The following is a 23,647-nucleotide window of genomic DNA, read 5'->3' on the forward strand; positions in this document are numbered from 1 at the left end:
CTTTTATTACCGTCAATTACCAATGCAACAAATCATGCGTTTTTGTTTTCTAGTTGTTATTCTTGTTTGGTTTTATTACCTAAACTACTTTCGCGGCAAATCCCGGCCTTTCACCCTCGCGCCTTCCCCCTCCGCCAATGCTGTCAGGTTTAGAAGGGCTGCGCCCCGTTGACCCCACTTTTGTTGCTCCCTCCTCCCACCTCCTCCGCCGAGGAGGCTCCAAAGGGCTTTGCCCTCTGGACTCCCTTCTTCGTGCTGGCCTGTTTGTTCGCGGTCAGCGATTGGGCTTGAGCGGGGCACGCTTTTGTCCTGACGGACAAAGCTTCAGTGGGTTTTGAGGTCTCTCCTTAGACACAAGCCTGTCAACTATAGGCCTCAGGTGGCTTAGCCGTTTTTCCTTAACCTGACAGCATTGTCCCCCTCCGCTGAGGGGAACCAAAGGACTTCGCCCAAGCGTATGCTTCCGAAGTGCGTTTTCCTTTGAAAACGCTCAGGACTCCCTTTTTCGTGCTGGCGCACTTGTTCGCGGACGGCGTTTGGGCTTGAGCGGAGCACGCTTTTGTCCTCACGGACAAAGCTTCAGTGGGTTTTGAAGTCCATCTTTAGACTTAAGCCTGTCAACTATAGACCCTAGTTGGCTTCATCGGATGTTTTTCCTTAATCTTACAGCATTGCCCTCCGCCGAGGGAAACCAGAAAGATAGCCATGTGCTTCCGAAGTCGTTTTTCTCCGAAAAACGTTCGACTCCGCAAATAAGCGTGCCTTCTACGCGGCCGTCCTTGATGTGTCCTTTCGCGATGAGCCCGCGTCGTCCTAAAGGACAAAGCTTCTGTTCGAGCTTCGTTCGAGACGTTTCGCCTTGGGGTTGAAACCTGTCCGTTCGTGCACTTGGAGGGACATCGTGCTGACATTCGCTTTCGTCCGCTTGCGCGGACACGCTTTACGTTCCTTTTTTCCATAAATTAAAGTGCATCATCTTATCCTATTCCAATAAAAAAAATCGACACATCGGCTCGCCGAGTATCGATTTCGTTATCGTTCGTGCTTTTCTTTCCATTCCCTCATGGCGCATCACTCAGATACCGCAACGTTGTCTCGCGTATAAGCATGCTGTTCCCGAATAATCGGATCGCCTTGAATCAGTTTTTTCTCGACCGCCGAGTCTTGATTTTCGATGCGCCAGAGCATCTGATCGACTGCCCGCATTCCCAACAGTCCTTTGTTGACGTCGACCGTACCGAGAATCGGATGGGTTTCGCACGTATTGTCGAAGCCCGTTACGGCACAGTCGCGCGGTACGCTCATATTCCGTTTGCCGAGCTCGTCGACCAGGTATTGGGCCGTCGTGTCGTTCGCGCAGACGAACACCTCGGGCAGCTCCGCAAGCTCCAGCTGAGGGAACAATTTATACATATCGTCGGCATCCTGCCCGATTAGGAGGGGATCCTGATCCAACGCGATTCCATAACTTTCGAGCGTCGTGCGGAAAGCGAGCCACCGCTCGAAATAACTTTGGGCATCGGATATATTGCCGACGAACTGAAATTTACGATATCCCTTGCTGACCAGTTTCGTCGTCAAATTCTGCATGCAGCTGAAGTTATCCGTGAATACCGTATCGCACGGGAACGCCGGATCGACGTGATCGACCATCACGACGGGAATATTCAGCCGGCCGATATCCAGAAGAATCGGCGTAGAGATGGATCCGACCGTGATGACGCCTCGGATCGCTTCCGGCTTGACGAGCGCGAATACATGATCGTGGGACGGCTCGGTCAGCGTCATGATATCGATGCCCAGCTGATTAAGCCTTGCCGATATGCCGTCGAATACGGGCCCCCAGTAGACGGAGTCCTTGTTCTGATACCGAATATTCGGGAATAGGACGACGATGGTTCCCGACCGCTTCCGGTCGACTGGCTCTTGCAGTTCGCCGGCGACGCGTTTCGGCTCGTTGTTCTTGAAGTAGCCGAGTTGTCCGGCCACCTTATATATCATCTCCCGCGTTGCCGCGCTGACGCCTGCTTTTCCGGTAAGCGCGCGCGATACCGCGAACTTCGATACGCCCGCCATGTCGGCAATTTCTTGAATGGTTACTTTCCCTCTCATATCAATCATCCAATCCGACTAATTTTCGTAGGTTCTGCCAACTCCTCTTCCCTATAATAGCAGAAAATTTGTCGAATCAAACGCGGAAACTCACATTTTCCCATGACGCTCCCGGCGTTCGGGCAGTAGCACGATCTTGTCTTCTTCCAGCCGCAGCAGCACTTTGTCGGCATTCTTCGCGCCGACCGCTTCCAGGTAATGTTCCGGAACTTGGATGCGCCCCGAGCGGTCCATGACGGCATACTCGATATGCGTATCGTCCGATTCGCCATTCCCATCAGACCACTGGGCACCTTCCGCCTCGTCCGCCCGGCGAATCATCTCCGACGAGGTGCGTCCATCGCGGATTTCGACGACGCGTTCGACTTGCTTGGCAAGATCGAGATCGTGCGTCACGATGACGATCGTCAGTCCCAAGTCGGCATTCAGGTTGCGCAGCAGTTCCATCACTTGAGCCGACGTGCGCGTGTCGAGCGCGCCGGTCGGTTCGTCGGCCAGCAGCAGCTTCGGGCGGTTCGCGAGCGATATCGCGATCGCGACCCGCTGCTGTTCGCCGCCGGACAGCTCCTCGAGTCGGTTATGAAGGCGGTGGCCAAGCCCTACGGCCTCCAGTAATCCGGCGGCGCGCTCGCGCTTCTTCTTCCGGTCATGCAGAAGCATCGGGATTTCGACATTTTCCCTTGCCGTCAAATACGGGATCAGATTCCGTGCTTTATTCTGCCAGACGAATCCGACCGTCTCGCGCTTGTAGCGCGAAAGCTCCCGATCCGTCAGTTTCAGCATGTCGATGCCATCGACGGCAAGCCGTCCGGCCGACGGACGGTCCAGTCCCCCCAGCATATTCATCAGCGTCGACTTGCCGCTGCCGGAGTTGCCGATGATCGCCATCATCTCGCCTTGCTTGACTTGCAGATTCAATCCCTGAAGCGCCATCACTTCGATATCGTTCGTCTTGTAAATCTTCACGAGGTTCTCGCAGGCGATCATCGCGTTCAATCCTCCCCTAACTTGACCGCTTGATAGATGTTCATTCGTTTCAGCAACCAGGCGAGAATGAGAAGCGCGGCGACAAGCATGATGCACGTCGCGGCCGCAAGCCGGACGATGTCGGCTTGATCCGAGATCACTTCGAACGGCGGCACGATTCGACCGGGATCGAACGAGAGCTGATACAAGGGTACGAAAATGCGGCACGCCGTCAATCCGGTTGCGATGGCGATCAGGAAACCCGCGCCCGTCGTCAGCAGTTGCTCGACGATCAGCATGCCGAGAAGCTGGCGGAACGAAATCCCCATCGCCCGATATATCCCGAGCTGCAGCATGCGTCCTTGCAAGGACAGGAGCCAGAAGAGCATGAAGCCGATAAAGCTGATGGCAAGCGACACGATGAAGCCGAGGCTCATGACGCCGTTGATCGCCATGCGGAACGGATCGAGGCGGCTCTGCGCGATTTCGCCGATCGTATCGTCGAACTTCTCCAGCGCGATTCCCATCTCCTCTATGGCTTCTAGCAGCCGCAGGCGGTCCGTCCCGGGCGCCAGCTTGATCCAGGCGTCGTAGGGCTCCATCGCCAGCTCGTTCTGGATTTTCTCGAGATGGCCGACGATGAGCATCGGATTCCCGTCATCCTGCGACGTCTCGGCCGATGCGCGATTCGGATTGAAGGTCGGAAAATAGTCCACGACCCCGTAAACGACGAATCGCGTCGGCCGCAGCCCTTCCCAGCCGATATCCATGACATCGCCAATCTGCGCGCCGAAATGATCGGCCGCCGTTCTCGACAGCAGCACCGCGTTCGCGTCGGGTGCCATCAGATTCAGATAATCATAGAAGTGATGCGGCAGCAGCCCCTCCTTCATCCAGGCGGCTTCGCCGAATGCGTCGGTATCGATGCCCATCAGGCGAACCTTGCCACTCTTGTTGCCGAGCCAGGCGTCCGATTGTTCCTTCATGAACACTCTCGCCGCGCGCTCGACGCCGGGAAGCTGCTCGATCAAGGCCAGCGGCGGTTCCAGATAGTTAATGCGCGCAGCCGTGACGGCCTGCTGATCAGGTCCGGCCTGACCGGGGGCCGTTGGCGCCGGCGCATCGCTCGCCCAATGTTGGCGCAGCACGATGTCGCTCCCCTTCGCATACCAGATTTGATCTTCCATGTTGCCGTTAATCGTGCGTGCCGTGTTCGCGTTGTAGATGCCCGTGCCGATCGTCAGCACGAGGAACACCATCAGCCCGTGATAGATCCGATTGCGCCGGCTGACCAGCAGCAGCGCGGAATAAAGCTGCGGCGCCCACCGCTTCCGGCCGAGCCGATAGAGAATCGACACCAGGAGCGGGTAAGCCCGGATGAGCAGCAGGCTCGCTCCGAGAATGAACAGGGTCGGCACCGTGTAGAGCAGCGGATCCGCCGACAGCGATTGCCCGTCCAGGCCGAGCTTAATCAAGTCTCGCATTCGCTGATGGTAGATATAATAGCCATAGAACGAGAGGCCAAGCAGCATGATGTCCAGGCCGAACGTCTGCCAGGCCGGACGTTTCCCCTCGCGGGCTTTGGCGCGATTCTGGTCGACGATCGAATTGCGGGTCGCCAAGAAGACCGGAACCAGACCGACGAACCAAGCGACTACCGCGGCTCCGCCTGCATACAGCCAGCTTTCGCCGGATATTCGCACCTCTAGCGCGCCGCGATCCACGAAACTTAAGAAGGTGCTGGTCGAACCGAGCATCCGCGTGAACGCCGCGCCCAGAACGGGACCTGCCGCAAGCGCGAGCGCGGCGATCAGCCCGAATTCCATCGCATAGATGGACATCACATGCCATCTTGTCGCGCCGCGGCTGCGCAGCACGGCGATCTCGGACTTTTGCCGTTCGATCAGCATCCCCGTGACCATATACAGATAGAAGCCGATTAAGATGAATAGGGGCACGTTGAGCGACCACAGCAATACGCGAAGCGTCTGCTCCCGGTCGGCATACGCGGTCATGGCGTCGCTGCCGGGTACCCAAGCCGACGAACTGACGGAGAAATTATAATTACCCAGCATGTCGGCCGCCATGCTCGATTCGAGCCCGATCAGCAATTCGGCCGTCTCGATGTCGAACGTCGTATAATCGGCAGCCGCCAGCGCTCCGATCTTGGCGAATACGAACGGACCTCCTTCCGCGAAGTCGCGGCTGAACAGCTCCTCCGGCAGAAATAGCGTGCTGCGCTCGGGGCTCAGGCTTGCGCGGCTCCAATACGCATCGCTCAAATCGTTCTCCGCGATGACGGCGACGGGCTTGACGCGGATCGATTGCCCCTTCTGCCTCGGGTCGTCGATGATATATTCCTGGCCGAGCAGCATGTTCAGCTCGACGAGCGCGTTGTCGGTCACCATCGCTTCATAGACGCCGTTCACCGGCTCCTTCTTGGGGAGGACGCCGTCTACGACGCGCACCTTCCCCTCAAGACCGGTACGAGCGGCGAATTTGGCCGAACGCTTCTCCTCTGCGTCGACGCGCGACGGGTCGGCCGGCGTAAGCGCGAACCGAACGGTCTCCATGCTCCGCTGGTCGAGCAGAAGTTTCAGGCTGCCGTCCGTGATGTTGGATGCCCAGTAGGAGGCCAGGCGGTCCATAATAGCTGCTTGAATGTTGGGATTGTCGTCGCGCATCGTAATGTCGATGGAGACGACGCCCGGGTGAATACCTGTTTCCGCATAGCTGCGGTCCATGTCCTGGACCAGCATATAGCGTAGCACGGCGTTCTTATAGATCGGCATGCTGGACGTCAGCGCGATACAGCACAGCATGCCCGCGAGCAGGCTAGCGGCCAGCCAGCGGTTTCTTGCCAACTTGCGGAACAACATGATGAGCACGGACATTGGCCTTACGCTCCCTCGTTTCTCCACATGACTTACTGTAGAATGATCTTCATGCCATCCTCGACGCCTTGGACGATCTCATATTCCGTCGCGGTCTCAAGACCCGTCTCGACATCCAGCTCCTTGCGGCGTTCGCCGTCCAGCACCTGCACGAAGGTCCGTCCGAAATACGTGCGCACGCCGGACTTCGGCACGACGATCACGTTATCCCGCCGCGCGGCGACGATCGTGATGTCGGCCATCTTGCCTAGCGCCGCATCCTTGGGCAAACTGTCCAGTTCGACATATAACGTGCGGGCGTATTCCTCGCGCAGCCTATCGTCGTCCGTCTGCGGAGCGGAGGCGGGCGTCTGCGTAACTTTGCCCGGATAGACTTGGCCTTGGAACGTCGCTTCCGCCGCCATGCCGACTTTAATGTCGGCCAAGACGGGGTTATTGGTCGTCGTCAAAGCCAGCCGAATCGCTTGCGGATCGGAGATCGCGGCCAGCACGCGGCCGGGTTCCGCCCGGTCGCCGGGCATCAAGTCGGTGAAGTAGGAAACGACGCCGTCCGATTCCGCCGTCAAAGTCGAGGCCGCGACCTTCTCCTTCGTCTTCTCGAACAACAGCGCCGCCAGCCGATAATCAAGCTTAGCGATTTTGATTAGCCTCCCGCTGCCGCCCTTTACCGCCTCTTCCAGGGCCAGGCGCTTGCGCTCATATTCCAGCTCCCGCTGGAGCAGCTCTACATCGACGCCATCATTCTCCAATGTCGCGAGCACGTCGCCTTTCTTGACGACGGCTCCCGCCCGCACGCCGATGCTGTCGATCACGCCGCCCGCTCGGAATTGGTAATACTTCACGTTAGTCGGCACGAACATGCCCGAACCCGTGACCTGTCTTACGATGCTGCCCAGCTTCGCGTCGACCGTCCGCGCTTCGGTCTGCGCCGGCTTGACGAGCGGCGGCTTCAGCGGAGCCTGCTCCTGCGGCAGAAGGCTGCAACCGCTCGACGCCGCGGCGGTTGCGGCAAGCAAGACGGCGGCATATACAAGGCGGTTAAGCTTCCTTGCTGCGTTCCGATCCAATACGACCATCCTCCAATGCGTATACGTCGTCGACCAGTTCCATAATGTGCGGGTCATGCGTTGTCATGACGATGGCGATTCCCTCCGACCGAACGAGATCGCGGAAAACTTGCATCACTTGCTTCCCCATCCGCGAATCCAGTTCCGCCGTCGGTTCGTCGGCTAGAATGAGCGCCGGCTTATGGGCGATCGCGCGGGCAATGGCCGTCCGCTGCTGCTCGCCGCCCGAGAGCTCCGGGGGCATATGATGCATGCGGCCGGCCAACCCGACGAACGCGAGCGCCTCTTCCGCCAGCTTCTTCCGCTCCGGCGCCGGAATGCCGGCGATGCGCAGACCGAAATCGACGTTCTCGTATGCGGTCATATACGGCACGAGCGCGAAGGATTGGAAGATCAGCCCGATCTCGCGTCTGCGCATCTCATTCTTCTGCCGGTCGGTCATCTTACTTCCGTCTCTGTCGCCGTAAATCACGGTGCCTTCCGTCGGAGAGTCGAGCGCGGCCATAATATTGAGCAGCGTCGTCTTGCCCGATCCCGATCGGCCCTTCAAGGCAATCAGCCGGCCTTGGCCGACGCTGAGCGTGGCGCCTTTAAGCGCCGTAACCGCGCCGCTTCCCCTACCGAATACTCGCGTGACGCCGCGCGCTTCCAGCAGCGGCGATCTGGGATTTCCCGTCCCGTTCATCTCCTCACTCCCCTTCTTCGGTGGCGGCGATGATTGGCTTTCGTGCGCCACGACTTCGTGGATGCGCTTACAATAACATCATAACAAATCAAGATTTTAGCGCAACGTTTATTTGTTCATGAACAAAACTGTTATTATTATTCATTTTGAGAAGATGCTCGAATCACCCTGGGAACCGGGTTGAAACAGTCAAATACCTATGCATCTTCAGAAATACAGCCGCATCTTTAACTAAATTTCACCTAACACCAATAACCGTGTAGTAAACCAAACATTTTCCAAGGCAAGAGGATAAATAGATGTCATATCGAATAATAATAATGATGAAAGTGCTTACATTATTTGTCGCGGTAGGAGCTGCCTGGCGGCCGTTAAGGAGATGGCGAATATGAACGCGCGAACTTCAGTATTAGTCTTGCTTTTGCTCCCCCTGCTTCTCGCCTCGTGCACGTCGAGCACGAGCCCGCTCGCGGAAGATGCGGTGCCCGATCCATACGAACAAGCCAAGCGGCTAGGCAAAGGCGTCAATCTGGGCAATGCGCTGGAGGCTCCCAAGGAAGGCGAGTGGGGAATGACGTTGCAGGAAGCGTATTTCGAACTCATCGCGGACGGCGGATTCGATACGGTTCGCGTTCCGATCAAATGGTCCGCCCATGCGACCGCGGAACCTCCTTATACGATCGACGAGGCGTTTGCGAAGCGCGTGGATTGGGTTCTCGACCAAGCGGAGTCCCACGGATTGAACGCGGTGATCGATATGCACCATTACGACGAGATTTTTGAAGCGCCGGACGAACACAAGGAACGATTCTTGCGTATTTGGGAGCAACTGGCGCAGCGGTACAAGGACCGGCCGCTCTCCGTCTATTTCGAACCGCTCAACGAGCCGCACGGCAATCTCGACGCCTCGGCCTGGAACGACCTGCTTGCCGAAGCGATCCGGGCCATCCGCGGCATCGATGAACGGCATACCCTCGTCATCGGCACTTCCGAATGGGGCGGAATTCGCGGCTTGCCTGCGCTCCGCGTGCCGGAAGAAGAGAAGAACGCGATCGTGACGTTTCACTACTATGAACCTTTCCTATTCACCCATCAAGGGGCGGAATGGAACGGCGCGGAAACGAGCACGACCGGCTTGACTTGGCCAGGACCGCCCGCAAGCGAGGTTCAAGCCGGGGAAGCCGCCGATCAGGTGCCATGGGTCCATCGCTGGTTCGAAGACTACAACACGCAGCCGCCCGAATATAATCCGGCCAGCCGGGAACAAGTGATTCGCGATCTCGACCAGGCAGCCGCTTGGGGCGAAGAACGCAACCGTCCCCTCTGGTTAGGCGAATTCGGCGCCTATTCCAAAGCGGACATGGCATCGCGCGTTCGTTGGACCGAATTCATTCGAACCGAGTCGGAGAAACGGAGCATTTCATGGGCGTACTGGGAATTCGGAGCAGGATTCGGAGTGTATAACCGGGAACGCGCGCAGTGGAATGCCGATCTGCACGAAGCGCTTATCGGCGGCGAGATTGAATAGCCGTCCTATTAATTTCGAGCAAAGGATAACAGCCGATCCCTGAACGCTAGGAATCGGCTGTTTGGACTAACGCTTTATTCGATCGTAATCACGAGTTCCGCCGCATGCATGCCGTCGCCGAAGGCCGAGAGCACGACGCGTCCCCGCTCCCCCGTGAACCTTAGGACCGTACTGACGCAACCTCGGTGCATGTGCTTCCAATGCCGGTCGTACGGCTCGCTTCCGCCCAAATCGCCGTTATCGACGGCTACGATCTCCGCAGGTCGGCTCACGCGGTTAACATCTCCTCCGTTATCGGGAAGGCGGCATTGGCGTCAAAACGTTGGCTGCGAATCTTTAGCCGCTTTCGCAATTCATCGGGATGCACGTTCAAGTAAATGAGTCGCCATTTGCCGCCGGCGTCTTCTACCAACTGTTTATATCGATCCCGCTCCGACCGATTCCAAAAGCTGGAGTCGACCACAACTTGTTGTTTATGTTGAATTAACGCTACAAGCTTCGTACGTAATCGTGCATGTGCTTCATCCAAATACGCCCTGTATCGTTCGACGGGATAATCCACGCCATATCGACCATGAGCAGACCACACGTCCTCATCAATCGATAGACGCACGTATCCATCCTGTTCTAATAGTTGAGAGAAGGTCTTTTTTCCCGATCCCGCTATCCCGCACATGAGTACGACCAACGCACAATCACGGTCCCGTTCTCGGTCGATCAAATCCGTAACACTGATCTTCTCTGTCAATCTTCATCCCTCCGATTGAAATTCAAGGCTGCGTCATCCCGACCTTATTCAGGAAGCAATGCTCGAAGCACGCGGTAACAGATGTTCTGCGAAGGCGTTTGATCATGATTGGCCAGCACGATGACGCCGAGTTTTTCCGAGGGAACCATGCATAGATACGCGCTGACCCCTTGATATCCGCCTCCATGCTCGATGACGGTATAGCCCTTCTCCGCGCTCGTTCCCCATCCCAGCGCGTAGCCCTCATGAGGATCAAACCGCCACACGGGTTCGAACATTTTCTCCATTAACGGAGGGGATAGCAATGAACGATCAGTCATATAGGCGTTGAGATAACGGGCCAAATCCTTCGCGGTTGAATAAAGGAAGCCCATGGGCGCCGCTAAAGGGTTGACGGGGAACGGCGATGGCAGAATACGCCGGTCGTCGCTCGCCTCGGAGGTGTAGTAGTTGGCATGGTCATCGTCCTGCCTAACTTTCTCGGCATCCAAGGTCGTTCGGTTCAGGTGGAGCCCTTTGAACAGGACATCTTCGATATAAGCATCCCAAGATTGAAGGCTGACTTTCTCGAAAAGATCTGCAGCCACAATATACGCATCCGTGCAGTAATGCCAGCTGTTTCCCGGGCGATCCGCCAAAGCGACCTTGCGGATAAATCTCGTAATGTCTTCGCGACTCCGAATCGAGCTAAGCGACGAATCCGGCAAACCAACCTGCTGTCTCAGCTGATCGTAAAAAGCAAACTCGGCGGCATTGGGCGCGACAAGATCGCCAATGCCCAGATCGCCGCCGAACCCCGCCGTATGCGACAACAGGTGCTTCACGGTAATCAAGCCGCTTGCTTCCGGATCGGTCGTCCGGAAATAGGGCAGATAGCGGACAAGCGGATCATCCAGATGAAGACGGCCTTCCCCTACTAAGGTTAGTAAAGCAGCAGCCGTAAAGCTTTTGGCGATGCTCATCACGCACGCGATCGTATCCGCCGTAAAGCGCTTTTCTTGCGAGCCGAGCCGCGCATGGCCGAATCCTTTTTCGTAGATTGCATGACCGTCTTTCACGACGACGACAGCCCCGCCGACGAGGAAATCCCGAGGACTCAGGTGATTCTCAATTACGGTTTCTAGTGATAAAGACAAGTACGGCGAACTCCTTTCATCATGAGTATGCGGCAGCGACGTTTCCCGCCGAGAGGGCCAAGCGGAACCCATTCGCTTCACTACATGTTTGAGATGTGATCCTTACGTAGTAATTCAAGGCAATCAGCGTGTTAACCTGCTCCGATAGTTCCGTGTACGCGATGTTTTAATGGAAAATTCAGGTAGAATTGTTACTGGAAAAGAGGTATATTATTGGGGGTTAATGGGCTCCTATCATTCTATTTTTAGGGAGGGTGTTTGCATGGACAAAAATTCCGTTTATAGAACAAACATTATAGGCGCAGGCGAGGCTGGCGTCGCCGTCTCGGTCGACATGGACAGAAATGCGGTTCATAGAACCAATAGCTTATTTTGGGATACGAGAGGAAACGATGTTTTAGGCGCAACCTCGCTTCCTTATTATGGAGCCTTTGTCTCCGAAGAAAAATGCCAACTCTTTGGGGATGTTGCAGGAAAAAAGATGCTGGAGATCGGCTGTGGAAGCGGTCAATCTTTGCAATATCTCGGGGAACGCCGGGCATCAGAACTATGGGGTATGGATCTATCCGAGAATCAGCTTGAAAAGACAAGACAACATTTGACGACGTGCGGTCTTTCGGCAACATTAATTTGTTCTCCCATGGAAGAAGAATGCGGCTTACCAGAGAATTACTTCGACGTTGTGTATTCGATTTATGCCATAGGGTGGACTACCGACCTTGAGGGTACTTTTTGTCGGATCGCTTCTTACCTAAATAAAGACGGCGTATTTATTTTCAGTTGGTCACACCCTATACATAAATGCGTTGCAGCGGAAAATAATGTGCTTGTTTTTAAAAAGCGGTATTTCGATGAATCTTGGTATTCGGTATCGCTCGATGAAAGCGTGCTAAATTTATCGGATCGCAAACTATCCACTTATGTGAATGCGTTGGCAAAAGCGGGATTTGTCATTGAGCAAATGATCGAGGAATCGGATGACGACATTATCCAATTAAAAGACAGTGATTTTGCCAAAAAAGCAAAGATGCTCCCGGTCACTTTTGTAATCAAAGCGAGGAAGTTATAGATCCTCGTGAGCTGACCATGTCGGCGCCTCGTAGTTGCTCCTTCGGTCAAGACCGGTTGGAGAAATCGCCGATCACGTCGGGTGCGGCGATTGACCGTTAACATGAAGAAGAGCCGCATCATAGCGGCTCTCGGGCAGTAAGGGAGTCTTTTAACCTGCCATTTCGACCAGGCTCTTCTTGTCGATCATCGCTTTAATATCGCTTACCATCTGAATGGATGCTTCAATTTCTACTTTGCGCGTGGATACGCTCTCTACGCTGCAGCCAACGGGTATTCCCTTCTCCAGACCGAACTCCAGCAATTCCTCGAAAATCTTATTCGTTAACCGGATCGATTTGTCCAGGACGTCCGTCGAATACTTCAACTCGTTCTCCAGCCAGCGCGGGATGCTAATGCCCAGCCACTTCATGAACTCGAGCGTCTTCGTCGAGCCGCAAGGAGCCAAATTGAACAGGATCGGGACCATCTCAAGCTCGTGATCGTTGCAATAATGATAATAGTCGGATAGGAAGTTCTTCGAGGCTTCGACATTGTACGTCGCCTGCGAGACGAAGAAGCTGCAGCCTTGCTTGATCTTGTTCACGACGCGCAGATGTTCGTCGTTCTTCTTCATATGGCGTTCCGGAATAATAACGCCTCCGAACGTGAGGCTGCCGTCATGTTGGCGGCTGAGCTTGTAGGCATCGGCTAATTCAAGCCTCACCTGCTGCTGGCTCGAGGATGCGCCGACGAACACGCTGAAGCGGTCTTTGTCTTCGCCCCTCTTCAGCCAATGCGTCAACTCGGCTTCCGAATATTTGCCGACGCAGCGATAGATGATTTTGGGAATGTCGAGTTCCTGCAAGTATTGCTCGCTATATGTCTCGGGATCCAGCATCGCCATATAGGGGAATGGACGCTCTTCTTCAATGCGGTCGGATTCCTCCTGCACGTCGTACAGAATCAATGCATCCAGCTTCACGTTTCGCAGCCGTTCGATTTGTTTTTGCGAAATTTCCGCGATTTTCTCGACCGTATGCGATGCTTTCGGAGGCGTCATCCCGTACGTGATGATTCCCGTTTTCTTGTTCAATATCGATTCTCTAAACATGTGAGTCCTCCCCCAGCGTTCTCTTATCTATCCTTCGCATATATGTAGACTTGCCATAATTTACTGCCTTGTAGGAATCGAAGCCGCATGGCTCCTAAAGATAAGATAACACAGGTGTATGACAATCGTGTTTTATCTAAAAGTTATATCTGGATATAGCTTAAAGCTATAACAAACTTTTTATTTGTTGTTTTTATCTTTCCGCAGCACGCCCGTGGTCCCCATGCCGCTGGGCACGAATCGATCTTGAAGATAAGAATAGGCCACACGATCCTGAAGAGGCTTGCTCTGCAGCAAATGCTCGCGTACCAGTCGCCTTCCGGTCTCCGGTGTCATATCCCGATACCAGATTCCCTCCGGATACACGATGACGACGCACGCATCGTCGCATCGACCGTTACATCTCGTCCTCGTGGTATGAATACCATCTTCCGCCGCATGCCGCGCGATCTCCGAACGGATCGCGAGGGTTACTTCCTCCCCCTGTTGGCGCATGCAGCTGCCCCCATTACAGATCAGCACATGATGCTTGGTTTGATTTAAATTCCACGTGACCATATCGTTCTCCCCGCCTTAATCAGCATGTTGCGCTTAAGCGCCTTCTCGTTCCGCTTGTCTCCCAAATACAAAAAGCGCCCGGATCCGCAGTGGCTGGATGTGGGCGCTTCAAACAAACATGATGGACGATCATCATGCCCGTAACACCTCCCTATCTCCCGTAGGTATCCGCAGTGTTGTCGAACGAGGCAGGTCTCCTGGCTACAGAATCAACGTCGATTCAGCCGCCTTCCCGGAGGATATCCCCCAGTGGCATCATAGCTGCGACTTCTCTGTTACAGTGGCGGGACCGCGCCGGCTTCGCACCGGACTTCCCTATTAAGCTCAATCCTATCGGATCGAACACCTCGTTCCACGTTATGAAGTTGCTATTAGTATAGCGTTGTCTTGCGCAACGGCGCAACCTGCCGATGGATGGCGAAGGTGCGACGGTTGGGAGAAAAATCTTGCGTCGTCATGCCATTGGGATCTTCAAATTTATTACCGAACTTCCGATAAAAATGACATAACCTGCTAAAGCGTTTTCAACCTCTTCCGCATTTGCATCGCCTATGTTTTTCCTTATGAGACGGATGAACATCTTGTCATCCGCATGAAGGTTTACAAGAGTTACGTCACTCGCTGAAGATTTCCCCCACTCTACTTAAGAAGGTGACAAGCATGTTCATCACGCAAGAAAAACGCGTTGCGCAAGCTTACGAAATTCTCGATCGCTTACGACTTCCGAACGGCCTGTATGTCGCCTCCTCATCAAGCGATTACAATTTCGTTTGGCTGCGAGATACGTTCTATGAGGTTCTCCCTTACTTGGATAAAAACTGCGATAGATACGAACAAACCTATTACCGCATCTTGGATATTTTTCGCGACTACGAATGGAAGTTAGATATCCATACCAAGCAAAAACCGGTCTATAAACATGAATACCTGCATCCTCGTTATACCGCCGATACGGCTAGAGAGGTTGAATCGGAATGGGGAAACAAGCAGCATGACGCGACGGCCGCCATTCTCTTCGGCATTGGCGAAGGCATGAAACGCGGCAAGCACATGCTTCGCGACGATAAGGACCGAGAGATCGTCCAGAAACTCGTGCAATATCTGGAATGCGTGCAGTTCTGGGAAGATCCGGACAACGGCATATGGGAAGAATATGAAGAGGTGCGCTCCTCGTCGGTCGGCGCTTGCGTTGCTGCTTTGAAGTCCGTAAAGGGAATCGTGGATGTGCCGGATGATCTGATCGAGAAAGGCATGGAGACGCTCTATGAGCTGTTTCCCTATGAGACGAGAACGCGCAAGTATGACTTGGCCCAATTGACGCTTATCTACCCGTTCGGCGTATTCAACGGCGAAATGGCTCAGGTTATTGTGAATCAAACGGAGAAACATCTCTTACGAAACAATGGCATCCTACGTTATATTGGAGACAGTTACTACTCTACTTTAGAAGCGGAGCATGGCAGAGGGCGTTCGCGCTCGTTCTATGCGGGAACGGAAGCGGAGTGGACATTCGGATTTGGCTTCCTTGCCTTGAGTCAATTGAAACTGGGCAATATGGCTAAAGCGAGATCATTCTTGGAACGATTCGAGCATGTCATGCTGGAGGATGGTTCGCTGCCTGAACTTTATTATGCGAATTCCGGCAAATTTAATACGAACACGCCGTTAGGGTGGTCGAATGCCATGTACATCTTGGCCAAGGAAGCCGTAAACTCGTCCTATGGCGAGCGATAATGATTGCCATGCATTGATAATAGAGCGACCTCCCGATGGGCTCGTTGAGGCATTAACCTCGCGTGCATCCTCATCCTAGCGGGGCGCTCTTTTTTTGCAATATGCGCATAAAGCTATACTGTCCAGAAAGACGGCAAGCCATCCAAGCGGATTCCCGCTGGATGGCTTGTTTGCCGAATCTATTCGATGCCTTCTTCCTTCGCCTTCGCGTTCACTTCTTCGATCTTCTTGTCGAGGCCCGTATTCTTCAGAATCCAGTCGACGTAGTTCACCGCTTCTTGCCGGATGCCTTCATGGGCGATGGTCGGATTGTTCATCTCGTAGTTGTCCGCGGTTTCGTAGGCAATCAAGTTCTTCAGGAAGCCGGTAGCCGGGTATTTGTCGATCATCGGGGTCCAATACGTCTTGAAGATGGCGTGACTCCGCTGGCCGTCAGGTTCGACGAGCGACTTCAGCACCTTCACGCTTCCGGTCCGGGCGACGCTTCGGCAGCTTGCCGGCAATGGCCGTCGGATTGTGGCTGCCGCGCTCCGCGGCAGCTTCGTCCACCCAATCGCCGGTCGGAGGGTCAGACATCTCGACTCCCTTGTACATGTCGAAGTAGACCTGCGGCGGATCGAGCGGCGATGTTCATTGGATTTTATGGTAGGTAGAGACGATTAAGCTTTAGCGCTAATTTCGCACGCGACCGTGCAGCTCTTGGATATGGCGGCAGCCGACCGGCCGTTCGGCTGCCCCATGTCCGGAGCGTTTGCTGTCTGTCGTGCCTAGCTGATTAGCTGCTTAATCGATCATTGCCGCTAAGATCGCTTTGATCGTTTGCCGTATCCAGCAAGGCCGCGTTCATGCCGTTCAAGAAGGCCTGGGCGCTGGCTTTGATGATATCGGTATCCATCGCGCGGCCGGAATAGATTTTGCCGCCGTATTCCAGCTGAATGTTGACCCGCCCCACGGCTTCGGTGCCCCTGGAGATGCTGTTGATTTTGTAATGCTTCAGGCTGACATCGAGCCCCGTCAGCGCCTTGATCCCGCGATACAAGGCATCGATCGGACCGTCGCCGACGGCGCTGCCTTTCAGCACCGTGTCGCCTTTACGCAAGCTGAGCGCCGCGGTTGGACATTCATCGTTCGTTACGACTTGGAACGACTTCAGCTCGAAGAGCTGTTGGCTGCTGGCCGCCTGCTCCCGATGCTCGGTGACCAAGTAGAACAGGTCGTGATCGTATACTTCCTTCTTGGCGTCGGCCAACTCGAGGAACCTCTGGAACAGCTGCTCCAGCGCCTCGCCTTCGCCGGGATCGAAGCCCAGTTGCTGGACCGCATGCTTAAAGGCATGGCGACCGGAGCGAGCCGTTAATACGAGCTCCATGCTATCGGCTCCCACCTCTTCCGGCGACATAATTTCATACACTTGTTTATCTTTGAGCAATCCATCCTGATGAATGCCCGAGGAGTGGGCGAATGCATTCTCTCCGGTGATAGCCTTGTTCACCTGGACATCCAGCCCCGTCAGGTACGTCAGCAGCCTCGACGTTCGCAGCAACTCCGTAGTTTCAATAGCCGTTCGGCACCGGTAGCGCGCTTCTCTCACTTTGAGCGCCATGACGACCTCTTCGAGAGAGGTGTTGCCCGCCCGCTCGCCCAAGCCGTTGATCGTGCATTCGATTTTGTCGGCGCCGTTCTTGATCGCGCTCAGCGTATTGGCGGTCGCCAATCCCAAGTCATTATGACAATGCACGCTGAGAATAACCTCGGGGTTCACGTTCTTCAGCCGCTCGTTCACCTTGCGAATCAATTCGCCGAACTCCTCCGGCTCGGCAAATCCGACGGTGTCGGGCACGTTGATCATCGTCGCGCCGGCCTTCACGACCGCTTCGATCGTGCTCCACAAATATTCGAAATCCGCTCTCGATGCATCTTCCGTGGAATACTGCACGTGCGGCAGCAAGGTTTTGGCATAACGAACCGCGTCCACCCCCATCTGCAGAACGGCTTCCTTGGAGCGGTTGAATTTCTTCTCCACATGGATATTCGAGGTCCCGAGCACGATATGAATCAACGGCTGCTGCGCGAGCCGGATGCTCTCGTAGACGGCATCGATATCGCTTTTTACCGCCCGACCCAGCGCCGTGATCGACACGCTGTCTCCGACCGTGCGGGCGATTTCCTGCACCGCTTGGAAATCCCCTTGGGAAGAGGCCGGGAACCCGGCTTCGATAATATCGACCTTCAGGCGCTTGAGCTGCTGCGCAAATTCAACCTTCTGCTGCATATTTAATTTGGCTCCGGGAACTTGTTCCCCGTCACGTAAAGTGGTGTCCAATACCATAATGTTGCGATTCGCCATTGTAGCTCCTCCTCTAGATAAAGGGATTGATCTATATAAAGCGGGGCTGGCGAAACCCGGAATTTCGCCAACAAAAAAACCCCGTCTCTACAATAGAGACGAGGTTGAACCCGCGGTACCACTCTAATTTCATTTCACTGGGGTGAAATGAACTCCTTCGATGGCCATCACCATCTATCCTTGTAACGGCGGAATCCCGGATTCCCCTACATGATCAGGGAAACTGTTCATAGACGAGTTCAAAGCAATCGACGCTGCCGTTTCGCACCAACCAACGGCTCTCTGAAAGGTCTCCATGCTCCTACTAATTCTAATCGGCACATTTGGATTTGAAATTACTGGTAAGTATAGACAGGGAATTGTTTTTTGTCAAGTCGATGCCGAAAACAAATTGGCAGGTTACCTGGATGGGCCGGCCGAACGCCACCGCCTATGGTTGATATAGGTTTTTCCCCATGACATGTATAGAAAACTGGCGATTGTTTGCACCGTTACAATTCAATAAACTGAAGATGGGGTTCAAACTTTACGTTCCGTGCATGCTTGGCTCAACCATCTGCCTACGCCGGTTTCGGAATTCAAGCGCGGTGATGCCTTCGGTATCTTTGAACAATCTCGTAAAATGCTTCACGTTCTCGAACCCGACTTGCTCGCTAATCTCGTACACCTTCAAATCGGAGTACACCAACAGCTGCTTCGCCTTGTCCAGCCTTAACCGGCGAACGTAGTTCGAGAAACTCTCCCCGCTATATTCTTGGAAGGCCTGGCTGAAATACGAGTAATTCAGCGAGAAATGGTTGGACACGACCGCCATGTTCAAATCGTCGGCATAATGCGTCTGCAAGTAGGCGATGACTTTTTGCATCGTATTGGGTTCCGTCGGCGCCTTCTCTCTCCGATCATGAATGAACTGATCCAGAAGATCGAGAAGTTGCTCGACGGAAATGTAATAATCTTCGAATCGATCGAAGTTCCCGATGTGCCCTACATGGGCGTACGACCGCAATAGATCAAGTACTTTATACCCATAGATGCGGAACAACTTGTCGAACAGCTCCTCGTTCAGGAGCTGGCTAATATGTTCTAAATAGCCGATCTCACAGCTGCTGATCACGCGAACATCGAGGATTTGAGCGAGAAGCTGTCTCATTTCCTCCCCGCGTCCCGTTCCGATCAGATTCAATATACGCCGAATGAACTCTACCGGAACGACATGCCGCTCCTGGCGTTCGCTTATGATGCCGGCGTGTTCCATGACATCGAGTTCTGGAAGCAGAATCCCGTATTTCAAGGTTTGCTTCGCTTGACTATAGGCCCACCGGATCCGCTCGATTCCTTGAACCGAATCGCTGATCGCGATTCGCAGTTGCGACTGGGGTACGCGCAACCTCCATCGTTCCGCCAGCTGGTAGAACAGTACAGGATCGGGTGCAATTACAATCGTTCCGCCCTTTCCATCGCGCGTGAGCATCCAATCCGTATACCCATGTAACAGCTCCTCGATTTGATTGCGGAAAGATACGGCATCCGTTCTGCCAACCTGCGATCCCCCGCCGCGTCGCGTTAGCAAGCCTAGCGTGTAGCCTGCATCCAACCAGCTTAAGCCGGCGTTGTTCGGCGTTATCGCATCGCCCATATCCTCTTGAGTCAAATGCAGCGTAACCAGCTCGGCAGCAGAAAGACCGGCCTCTTGGCCAGCCGTGTCTGCTTGTTCTTCTCTCATCCTTATGTCGAGTAGTAATCGATCCAGGACGGCAAACAATTCCTTCCGCTTCACGGGCTTGATGAGATAATCCTTCACCGCGCAGCGGATCGCTCGCTGCGCATAGACGAAGTCATTATAGCCCGACAGCAGCACAACCTCGGGTTTTACCGGATGAGTTTGCAGCTGCTCGAGCAGTTCGATACCATCCATAATCGGCATGCGGATATCGGTGAACATAATATCCGCAGGTTCTTGGCGAAGTAGTTCCAACGCCTCTTGTCCATTCTCGGCAAATCGGTAGCTGAACCGGTTAGGAAACTGCCTCTCGATGACCGATTGCAAGCCCCTCCGAATGATCTTCTCGTCATCGACGATCAGCAAGCTAATCATAGATGTCTACTCTCCTCCCATGACCCGATAGGGCAAAGTCATGATAACGCGCGTATAGCTTCCTTCCTGGCTCTCGATTCGAATCCCGTATTCCACCCCATAGCTCATCACTAAGCGTTGATCCACATTACGCAGGCCGATTCCGTTGCTGTCTTGGGTATCGTTGCGAACGAATAATTGCCGGGCATGCTGGTAAGCGGACTCTTCCATGCGCAGCATGCGATTCAATACCCTTAGTTTCTCTTCCGGGATGCCGCAGCCGCTGTCCGTAATCTCGATGACGCAAGCTTGATCACGCCGGACGACAGAGATGATAATGAAGAGATTTCCATCGCTGGAATGCATGCGGCGCATCCCATGCTTGATGGCATTCTCGACCGTGGGCTGCAGCGACATTTTAAGCGATTCCTGCTTGAGGCATTCCGGTGCAATCGACAATCGAAGATCAAGTCTTCCGTCATAACGGATATTCATGATGGTTACATAATCCTGGACCTGCTGAATCTCATCGCCGAGCATCACGTGATCCTGATTCCATTCCATGGAATACCTCATCATGCCGCCTAGCGAGGTCATGATTTCCGATATCAGGTCCTGCCCTTCAATCTCCGCCAGCATCTTGACGTTCTCCAGCGTATTGTAGAGAAAATGGGAATCGATCTGATTCTTCAGCGCCCGAAGCTCGGCTTCTTTGCCTGCCGCCTGCCTAGCGGCTTGCTCTTGAATAAGCTCGTTAATCTTCAGGATGAGCTTGCGGTAATGGTAGCCTAGTTCGCCTACCTCGTCGGTACCGGTAATCGGCGGCAGCTCTACGTTGAAGTTACCGCTTCTGACCTGCTGCATCGATTCTCTTAACGCCTTCAGCCTGCGTAGAATCATCGCTTGCATCGAATAAGACAGCAGGACGAGGAAGGCCGCTAGCAACGAAATGAGAACGATATAACGAACCCTAGAATGATGAATGTCTCTCATGGTGTCCGCAAGACTAACCATATTGACCAGATGAACGTCGATCGAGGGGATGTAACTCTGAAAGGCCAAGTAGGACTGCCCGTTCACGTTGAACCGTACCGTCTCGATATCGGGGTTACGCGTCAGCCTCACGCCGTTCACCAATTCCTCCGCGCTGTGACGCTCGAACACGGGTGAATCCTTTAAGCTGAATACCTGTTCGCTTCTGGCGACTACGATCAATTGGGAGTTCGTGTCCTGCACGGCGCTGAACGTCTGCGAGAAGAAATTCGATAGTTTCATCGAGATTTCGAGAATCCCGTTATGCGTGGCGTTGTCCGGATATTTGAATTCTTGCAAGTACGTCATGTAGGGCTCGTTCGGCGATGGCTCGGATGGCAGACCGGTGAGGACAACGTTCTCCTGGATCGCCCACCACGGCATGCCGTTCTGTTTCATTACGTCATCATGCCAAGGCTTGTCTTGTATACGAGATTCCTGCAGGATGACCGGCCAAATTTCGTTCACGACCAGATTGTCCGTGAACAACCGGACATTCGCAATTCGCGGATTATTGAACAGAAAATATTGAAAGTTGTTGACCACGTCTTTCTTAATATGCAGCACATACGCCGCGTTTTGCGTTTGTTCGATTTGCAAATATTTGTTCATCTCTCGATTGGATAACGCAAGCTGCGCGGTCCATCCCATCAGCTCTACGTTATTCGCAATGTTGATCTTCTCGACTTCAAGCACATTCTCGTTGTTCTTCATCAATTCTTTCATGGCCTTGGCGGACTCTTCGTTGAGCGTATACCAAGAGAATAGAACAACCGGTATGAAGATCACGAACACGAATGACAGAATCAGTTTGACTTGAAGCGAAAGATTGAACGTAAATGCGCGTATCCTCAATAACCAGCGATATAACTCGCGTCCCATCTCCTGACTCACATCCTGCTGCTTCCACTATAGATCTATTGATTGAGCGACGATTGCAGCTTCTCTACATTTCGTTCATAGGCTGCTTGGCGGCTGGCTTCGATCGCTTCGTACTCGGGATTCTCCGTAATCGTTCTCATGAATTCGGCGAACAGCCGATCAAATTCGGCATCCGACTCCGCCATCAGCAGCTTCGGCAGCGTCTCGGCCCAGAGCCTCGTGTTCTCGCCTTGCGCAATGCCTTCCTTCGTCGTCGGGTCCGGATCGAGATTCTCGAACTCGGTCATGCTGATCGTCTTGCCCCTCGTCCAATTCTTGATCTGTTTGGCCGGTTCGGCTTCCATCCCCGTCATCCAGGCTAGATTCATGTTCGTATCCATGAGCATCCAGTACATATAAGAACCGCCATATTGCCGATCGAACGCTTGGCGGTCGGTATTGAGCAGATCCCTGACCTCCGGCAAGAGCTGATCTTGACCATCTATCGTATCGTACGTCACGCCCTTCTCGCCCAAGAACAGATCCTTGTTCCCCTCTTCGCTGAGCAAATAGCTGAGGAAGGCAATCGCCCGCTTCTTGTCCTTGACGTTCTTCGAGATGAGCGTCACCGTCCAACCGGAGACGCCGTTTCCCGCAAGCGTCGGCGCATCATGCGCATCATTCGCCGGACCATCAATCGCGATATACGCTTTATTCGGATCCTTGCGATATAACGCTTGGTTAATCTCGGTGAAATCGGACCACTGATACAGCATGGCAAAATAGCGGCCTTGCGATATTTTTTCATCCTTCTCCAGTCGTTTCTCATCGATATAGACATCGGTCGGCATCAGCCCGTCCTCATTCGCTTGGCGGAACACTTTCAGCCACTTCAGATAGGCGGGATCGCTTCGACGATCATACAGTTTGCCGTCTTTCTGCTGCGGAATCGCCAGGAAATTCTGTAGATACGAGTCAAGCGAATAGTTGCCGGTTTCCGTAAATTCATGCAGGCCGATCGGAATGAGCGGCTGGCCGTCTACTTCCGGAAACTTCGCCTTCGCGGCTTTCAGCGCGCCGAGAAACCCTTCCGGCGTGCTCATATCCGGTCTCCCCAGCGCTTCATACATGTCTTTGCGAACGACAAAGGTTTGATTGGACGTGAAAAGCCGACCGTATTTTCGATAGTCCGCAGGGGACGAAGAGGCATTCGGGTAGCCGTATACATTGCCGTCCGCCTGGGAGTACCAGCCAAGCTTCGCGGGATCGGCGACTTTAAAGAAATAAGGATCGTACTGGTCCGCCAGCTCGTTTAACGGAAGCGCCATGCCGCCTTTGATTATCTTCTGGACGGCATCCTCGTACGAGGCTATTGTGATGAAGTCCGGGAGCGACCTTGCCGTGATCATCGTGTTCAGCTTCTCGCCGGCGTCGCCGGCAGGCACGATAAAGTTCAAGCTGACTCCGGTCTTCTTCGTTATATAATCGGAGACGACGTTGCCTCCCCACTTGCCGGTGAACCAGTCGAAATTGATATACCAGTCAAACGTAATCGGCGTCGTGTCCTGCTTCCATGCCGGCTCATCCGGAGAAAGCACCGCTTGCGACTCCTTCGGATTGGCTTCGACGTTCAACCGATTCTCAGCACTGCCATTGCTAGATATGCCGACGTTCCCGGAACAAGCCGCTACCGTCGAACACATCATCAGCGCTAGCAACAACATGGCTGATTTACCCCTTTTAC

At 54.0% G+C, this 23,647-nt stretch carries 19 protein-coding genes, 1 riboswitch and 1 other annotated feature; of the genes, 3 read left to right on the forward strand and 16 right to left on the reverse strand.

Features of this window, described 5'->3' with window-relative positions:
- Positions 1-1,071: 1,071 nt before the first annotated feature.
- The 5 genes from BCM02_RS10615 to BCM02_RS10635 form a co-directional block, all read right to left on the reverse strand.
- Positions 1,072-2,112 carry a substrate-binding domain-containing protein gene (locus BCM02_RS10615; RefSeq protein WP_148929044.1) on the reverse strand — a complete coding sequence of 347 codons (1,041 nt, stop codon included), beginning with the start codon at positions 2,110-2,112 and terminating at the stop codon, positions 1,072-1,074.
- A 90-nt stretch (positions 2,113-2,202) separates the two neighbouring features.
- A complete protein-coding gene (locus BCM02_RS10620; protein ID WP_148929045.1) occupies positions 2,203-3,099 on the reverse strand; it encodes an ATP-binding cassette domain-containing protein in 897 nt (298 codons plus the stop codon).
- 5 nt (positions 3,100-3,104) lie between these two features.
- Entirely contained in the window at positions 3,105-5,972 is a 2,868-nt protein-coding gene (locus BCM02_RS10625) for an ABC transporter permease (RefSeq protein WP_148929046.1), read from the reverse strand.
- Positions 5,973-6,004: 32 nt separating this feature from the next.
- Positions 6,005-7,039 (reverse strand): efflux RND transporter periplasmic adaptor subunit, encoded by a 1,035-nt coding sequence (locus tag BCM02_RS10630; protein WP_187434138.1) that lies wholly within the window; start codon positions 7,037-7,039, stop codon positions 6,005-6,007.
- The gene (locus tag BCM02_RS10635) at positions 7,011-7,724 is read right to left on the reverse strand and encodes an ABC transporter ATP-binding protein (RefSeq protein ID WP_148929048.1); all 714 of its coding nucleotides are present in this window, start codon (positions 7,722-7,724) and stop codon (positions 7,011-7,013) included. The genes BCM02_RS10630 and BCM02_RS10635 overlap by 29 nt, the downstream gene beginning before the upstream one ends.
- A gap of 388 nt (positions 7,725-8,112) precedes the next feature.
- Between BCM02_RS10635 and BCM02_RS10640 the strand changes: the two genes are divergently transcribed.
- Complete coding sequence (locus BCM02_RS10640; protein WP_148929049.1) at positions 8,113-9,252, forward strand: glycoside hydrolase family 5 protein; 1,140 nt, start codon at positions 8,113-8,115, stop codon at positions 9,250-9,252.
- A gap of 74 nt (positions 9,253-9,326) precedes the next feature.
- Here the strand turns inward: BCM02_RS10640 and BCM02_RS10645 are convergent, their stop codons facing one another.
- Genes BCM02_RS10645 through BCM02_RS10655 form a run of 3 tightly spaced genes read right to left on the reverse strand, consistent with a single transcriptional unit; the run spans position 9,327 to position 11,136 of the window.
- A complete protein-coding gene (locus BCM02_RS10645; protein WP_246183310.1) occupies positions 9,327-9,524 on the reverse strand; it encodes a hypothetical protein in 198 nt (65 codons plus the stop codon).
- Positions 9,521-10,000, reverse strand: coding sequence for a P-loop nucleotide/nucleoside kinase family protein (locus BCM02_RS10650; RefSeq protein WP_246183311.1), 480 nt, complete (start codon positions 9,998-10,000; stop codon positions 9,521-9,523). The genes BCM02_RS10645 and BCM02_RS10650 overlap by 4 nt, the downstream gene beginning before the upstream one ends.
- Positions 10,001-10,044: 44 nt before the next feature.
- The gene (locus BCM02_RS10655) at positions 10,045-11,136 is read right to left on the reverse strand and encodes a serine hydrolase domain-containing protein (RefSeq protein WP_187434139.1); all 1,092 of its coding nucleotides are present in this window, start codon (positions 11,134-11,136) and stop codon (positions 10,045-10,047) included.
- Positions 11,137-11,398: 262 nt separating this feature from the next.
- Between BCM02_RS10655 and BCM02_RS10660 the strand changes: the two genes are divergently transcribed.
- Complete coding sequence (locus BCM02_RS10660) at positions 11,399-12,205, forward strand: class I SAM-dependent methyltransferase (RefSeq protein WP_148929051.1); 807 nt, start codon at positions 11,399-11,401, stop codon at positions 12,203-12,205.
- A gap of 150 nt (positions 12,206-12,355) precedes the next feature.
- Here BCM02_RS10660 and BCM02_RS10665 read toward each other — a convergent pair whose 3' ends face one another.
- Positions 12,356-13,297 (reverse strand): methylenetetrahydrofolate reductase, encoded by a 942-nt coding sequence (locus tag BCM02_RS10665; RefSeq protein ID WP_148929052.1) that lies wholly within the window; start codon positions 13,295-13,297, stop codon positions 12,356-12,358.
- Between the two features lie 180 nt (positions 13,298-13,477).
- Positions 13,478-13,855, reverse strand: a complete 378-nt coding sequence (locus BCM02_RS10670; protein WP_148929053.1) for a (2Fe-2S) ferredoxin domain-containing protein — start codon at positions 13,853-13,855, stop codon at positions 13,478-13,480.
- 170 nt (positions 13,856-14,025) lie between these two features.
- Positions 14,026-14,220, reverse strand: a riboswitch (cobalamin riboswitch).
- Between the two features lie 295 nt (positions 14,221-14,515).
- On the opposite strand from BCM02_RS10670, the gene BCM02_RS10675 reads away from it, so the two are divergent.
- Positions 14,516-15,589, forward strand: a complete 1,074-nt coding sequence (locus BCM02_RS10675) for a glycoside hydrolase family 15 protein (RefSeq protein WP_148929054.1) — start codon at positions 14,516-14,518, stop codon at positions 15,587-15,589.
- Between the two features lie 179 nt (positions 15,590-15,768).
- On the opposite strand, the gene BCM02_RS10680 is transcribed toward BCM02_RS10675, so the two are convergent.
- From BCM02_RS10680 to BCM02_RS10700, 6 genes are all read right to left on the reverse strand, one after another.
- Positions 15,769-16,047, reverse strand: a complete 279-nt coding sequence (locus tag BCM02_RS10680; RefSeq protein WP_148929055.1) for a hypothetical protein — start codon at positions 16,045-16,047, stop codon at positions 15,769-15,771.
- On the reverse strand, positions 16,022-16,165 hold the full coding sequence (locus BCM02_RS35220; protein ID WP_187434140.1) for a hypothetical protein: 144 nt from the start codon (positions 16,163-16,165) through the stop codon (positions 16,022-16,024). Before BCM02_RS35220 ends, BCM02_RS10680 begins: the two co-directional genes overlap by 26 nt.
- A 199-nt stretch (positions 16,166-16,364) precedes the next feature.
- A complete protein-coding gene (locus BCM02_RS10685) occupies positions 16,365-17,936 on the reverse strand; it encodes a 2-isopropylmalate synthase (RefSeq protein WP_246183312.1) in 1,572 nt (523 codons plus the stop codon).
- A 91-nt stretch (positions 17,937-18,027) separates the two neighbouring features.
- Positions 18,028-18,263, reverse strand: a binding site (T-box leader).
- A 199-nt stretch (positions 18,264-18,462) separates the two neighbouring features.
- Positions 18,463-20,031, reverse strand: a complete 1,569-nt coding sequence (locus tag BCM02_RS10690) for a response regulator (protein WP_148929056.1) — start codon at positions 20,029-20,031, stop codon at positions 18,463-18,465.
- A gap of 6 nt (positions 20,032-20,037) precedes the next feature.
- Complete coding sequence (locus BCM02_RS10695) at positions 20,038-21,924, reverse strand: sensor histidine kinase (RefSeq protein ID WP_148929057.1); 1,887 nt, start codon at positions 21,922-21,924, stop codon at positions 20,038-20,040.
- A gap of 35 nt (positions 21,925-21,959) precedes the next feature.
- The gene (locus tag BCM02_RS10700; protein WP_148929245.1) at positions 21,960-23,609 is read right to left on the reverse strand and encodes an extracellular solute-binding protein; all 1,650 of its coding nucleotides are present in this window, start codon (positions 23,607-23,609) and stop codon (positions 21,960-21,962) included.
- Positions 23,610-23,647: the final 38 nt, after the last annotated feature.

This window comes from Paenibacillus methanolicus (genome assembly GCF_008124765.1).
In the GTDB taxonomy this organism is placed as follows: domain Bacteria; phylum Bacillota; class Bacilli; order Paenibacillales; family Paenibacillaceae; genus Paenibacillus_Z; species Paenibacillus_Z methanolicus.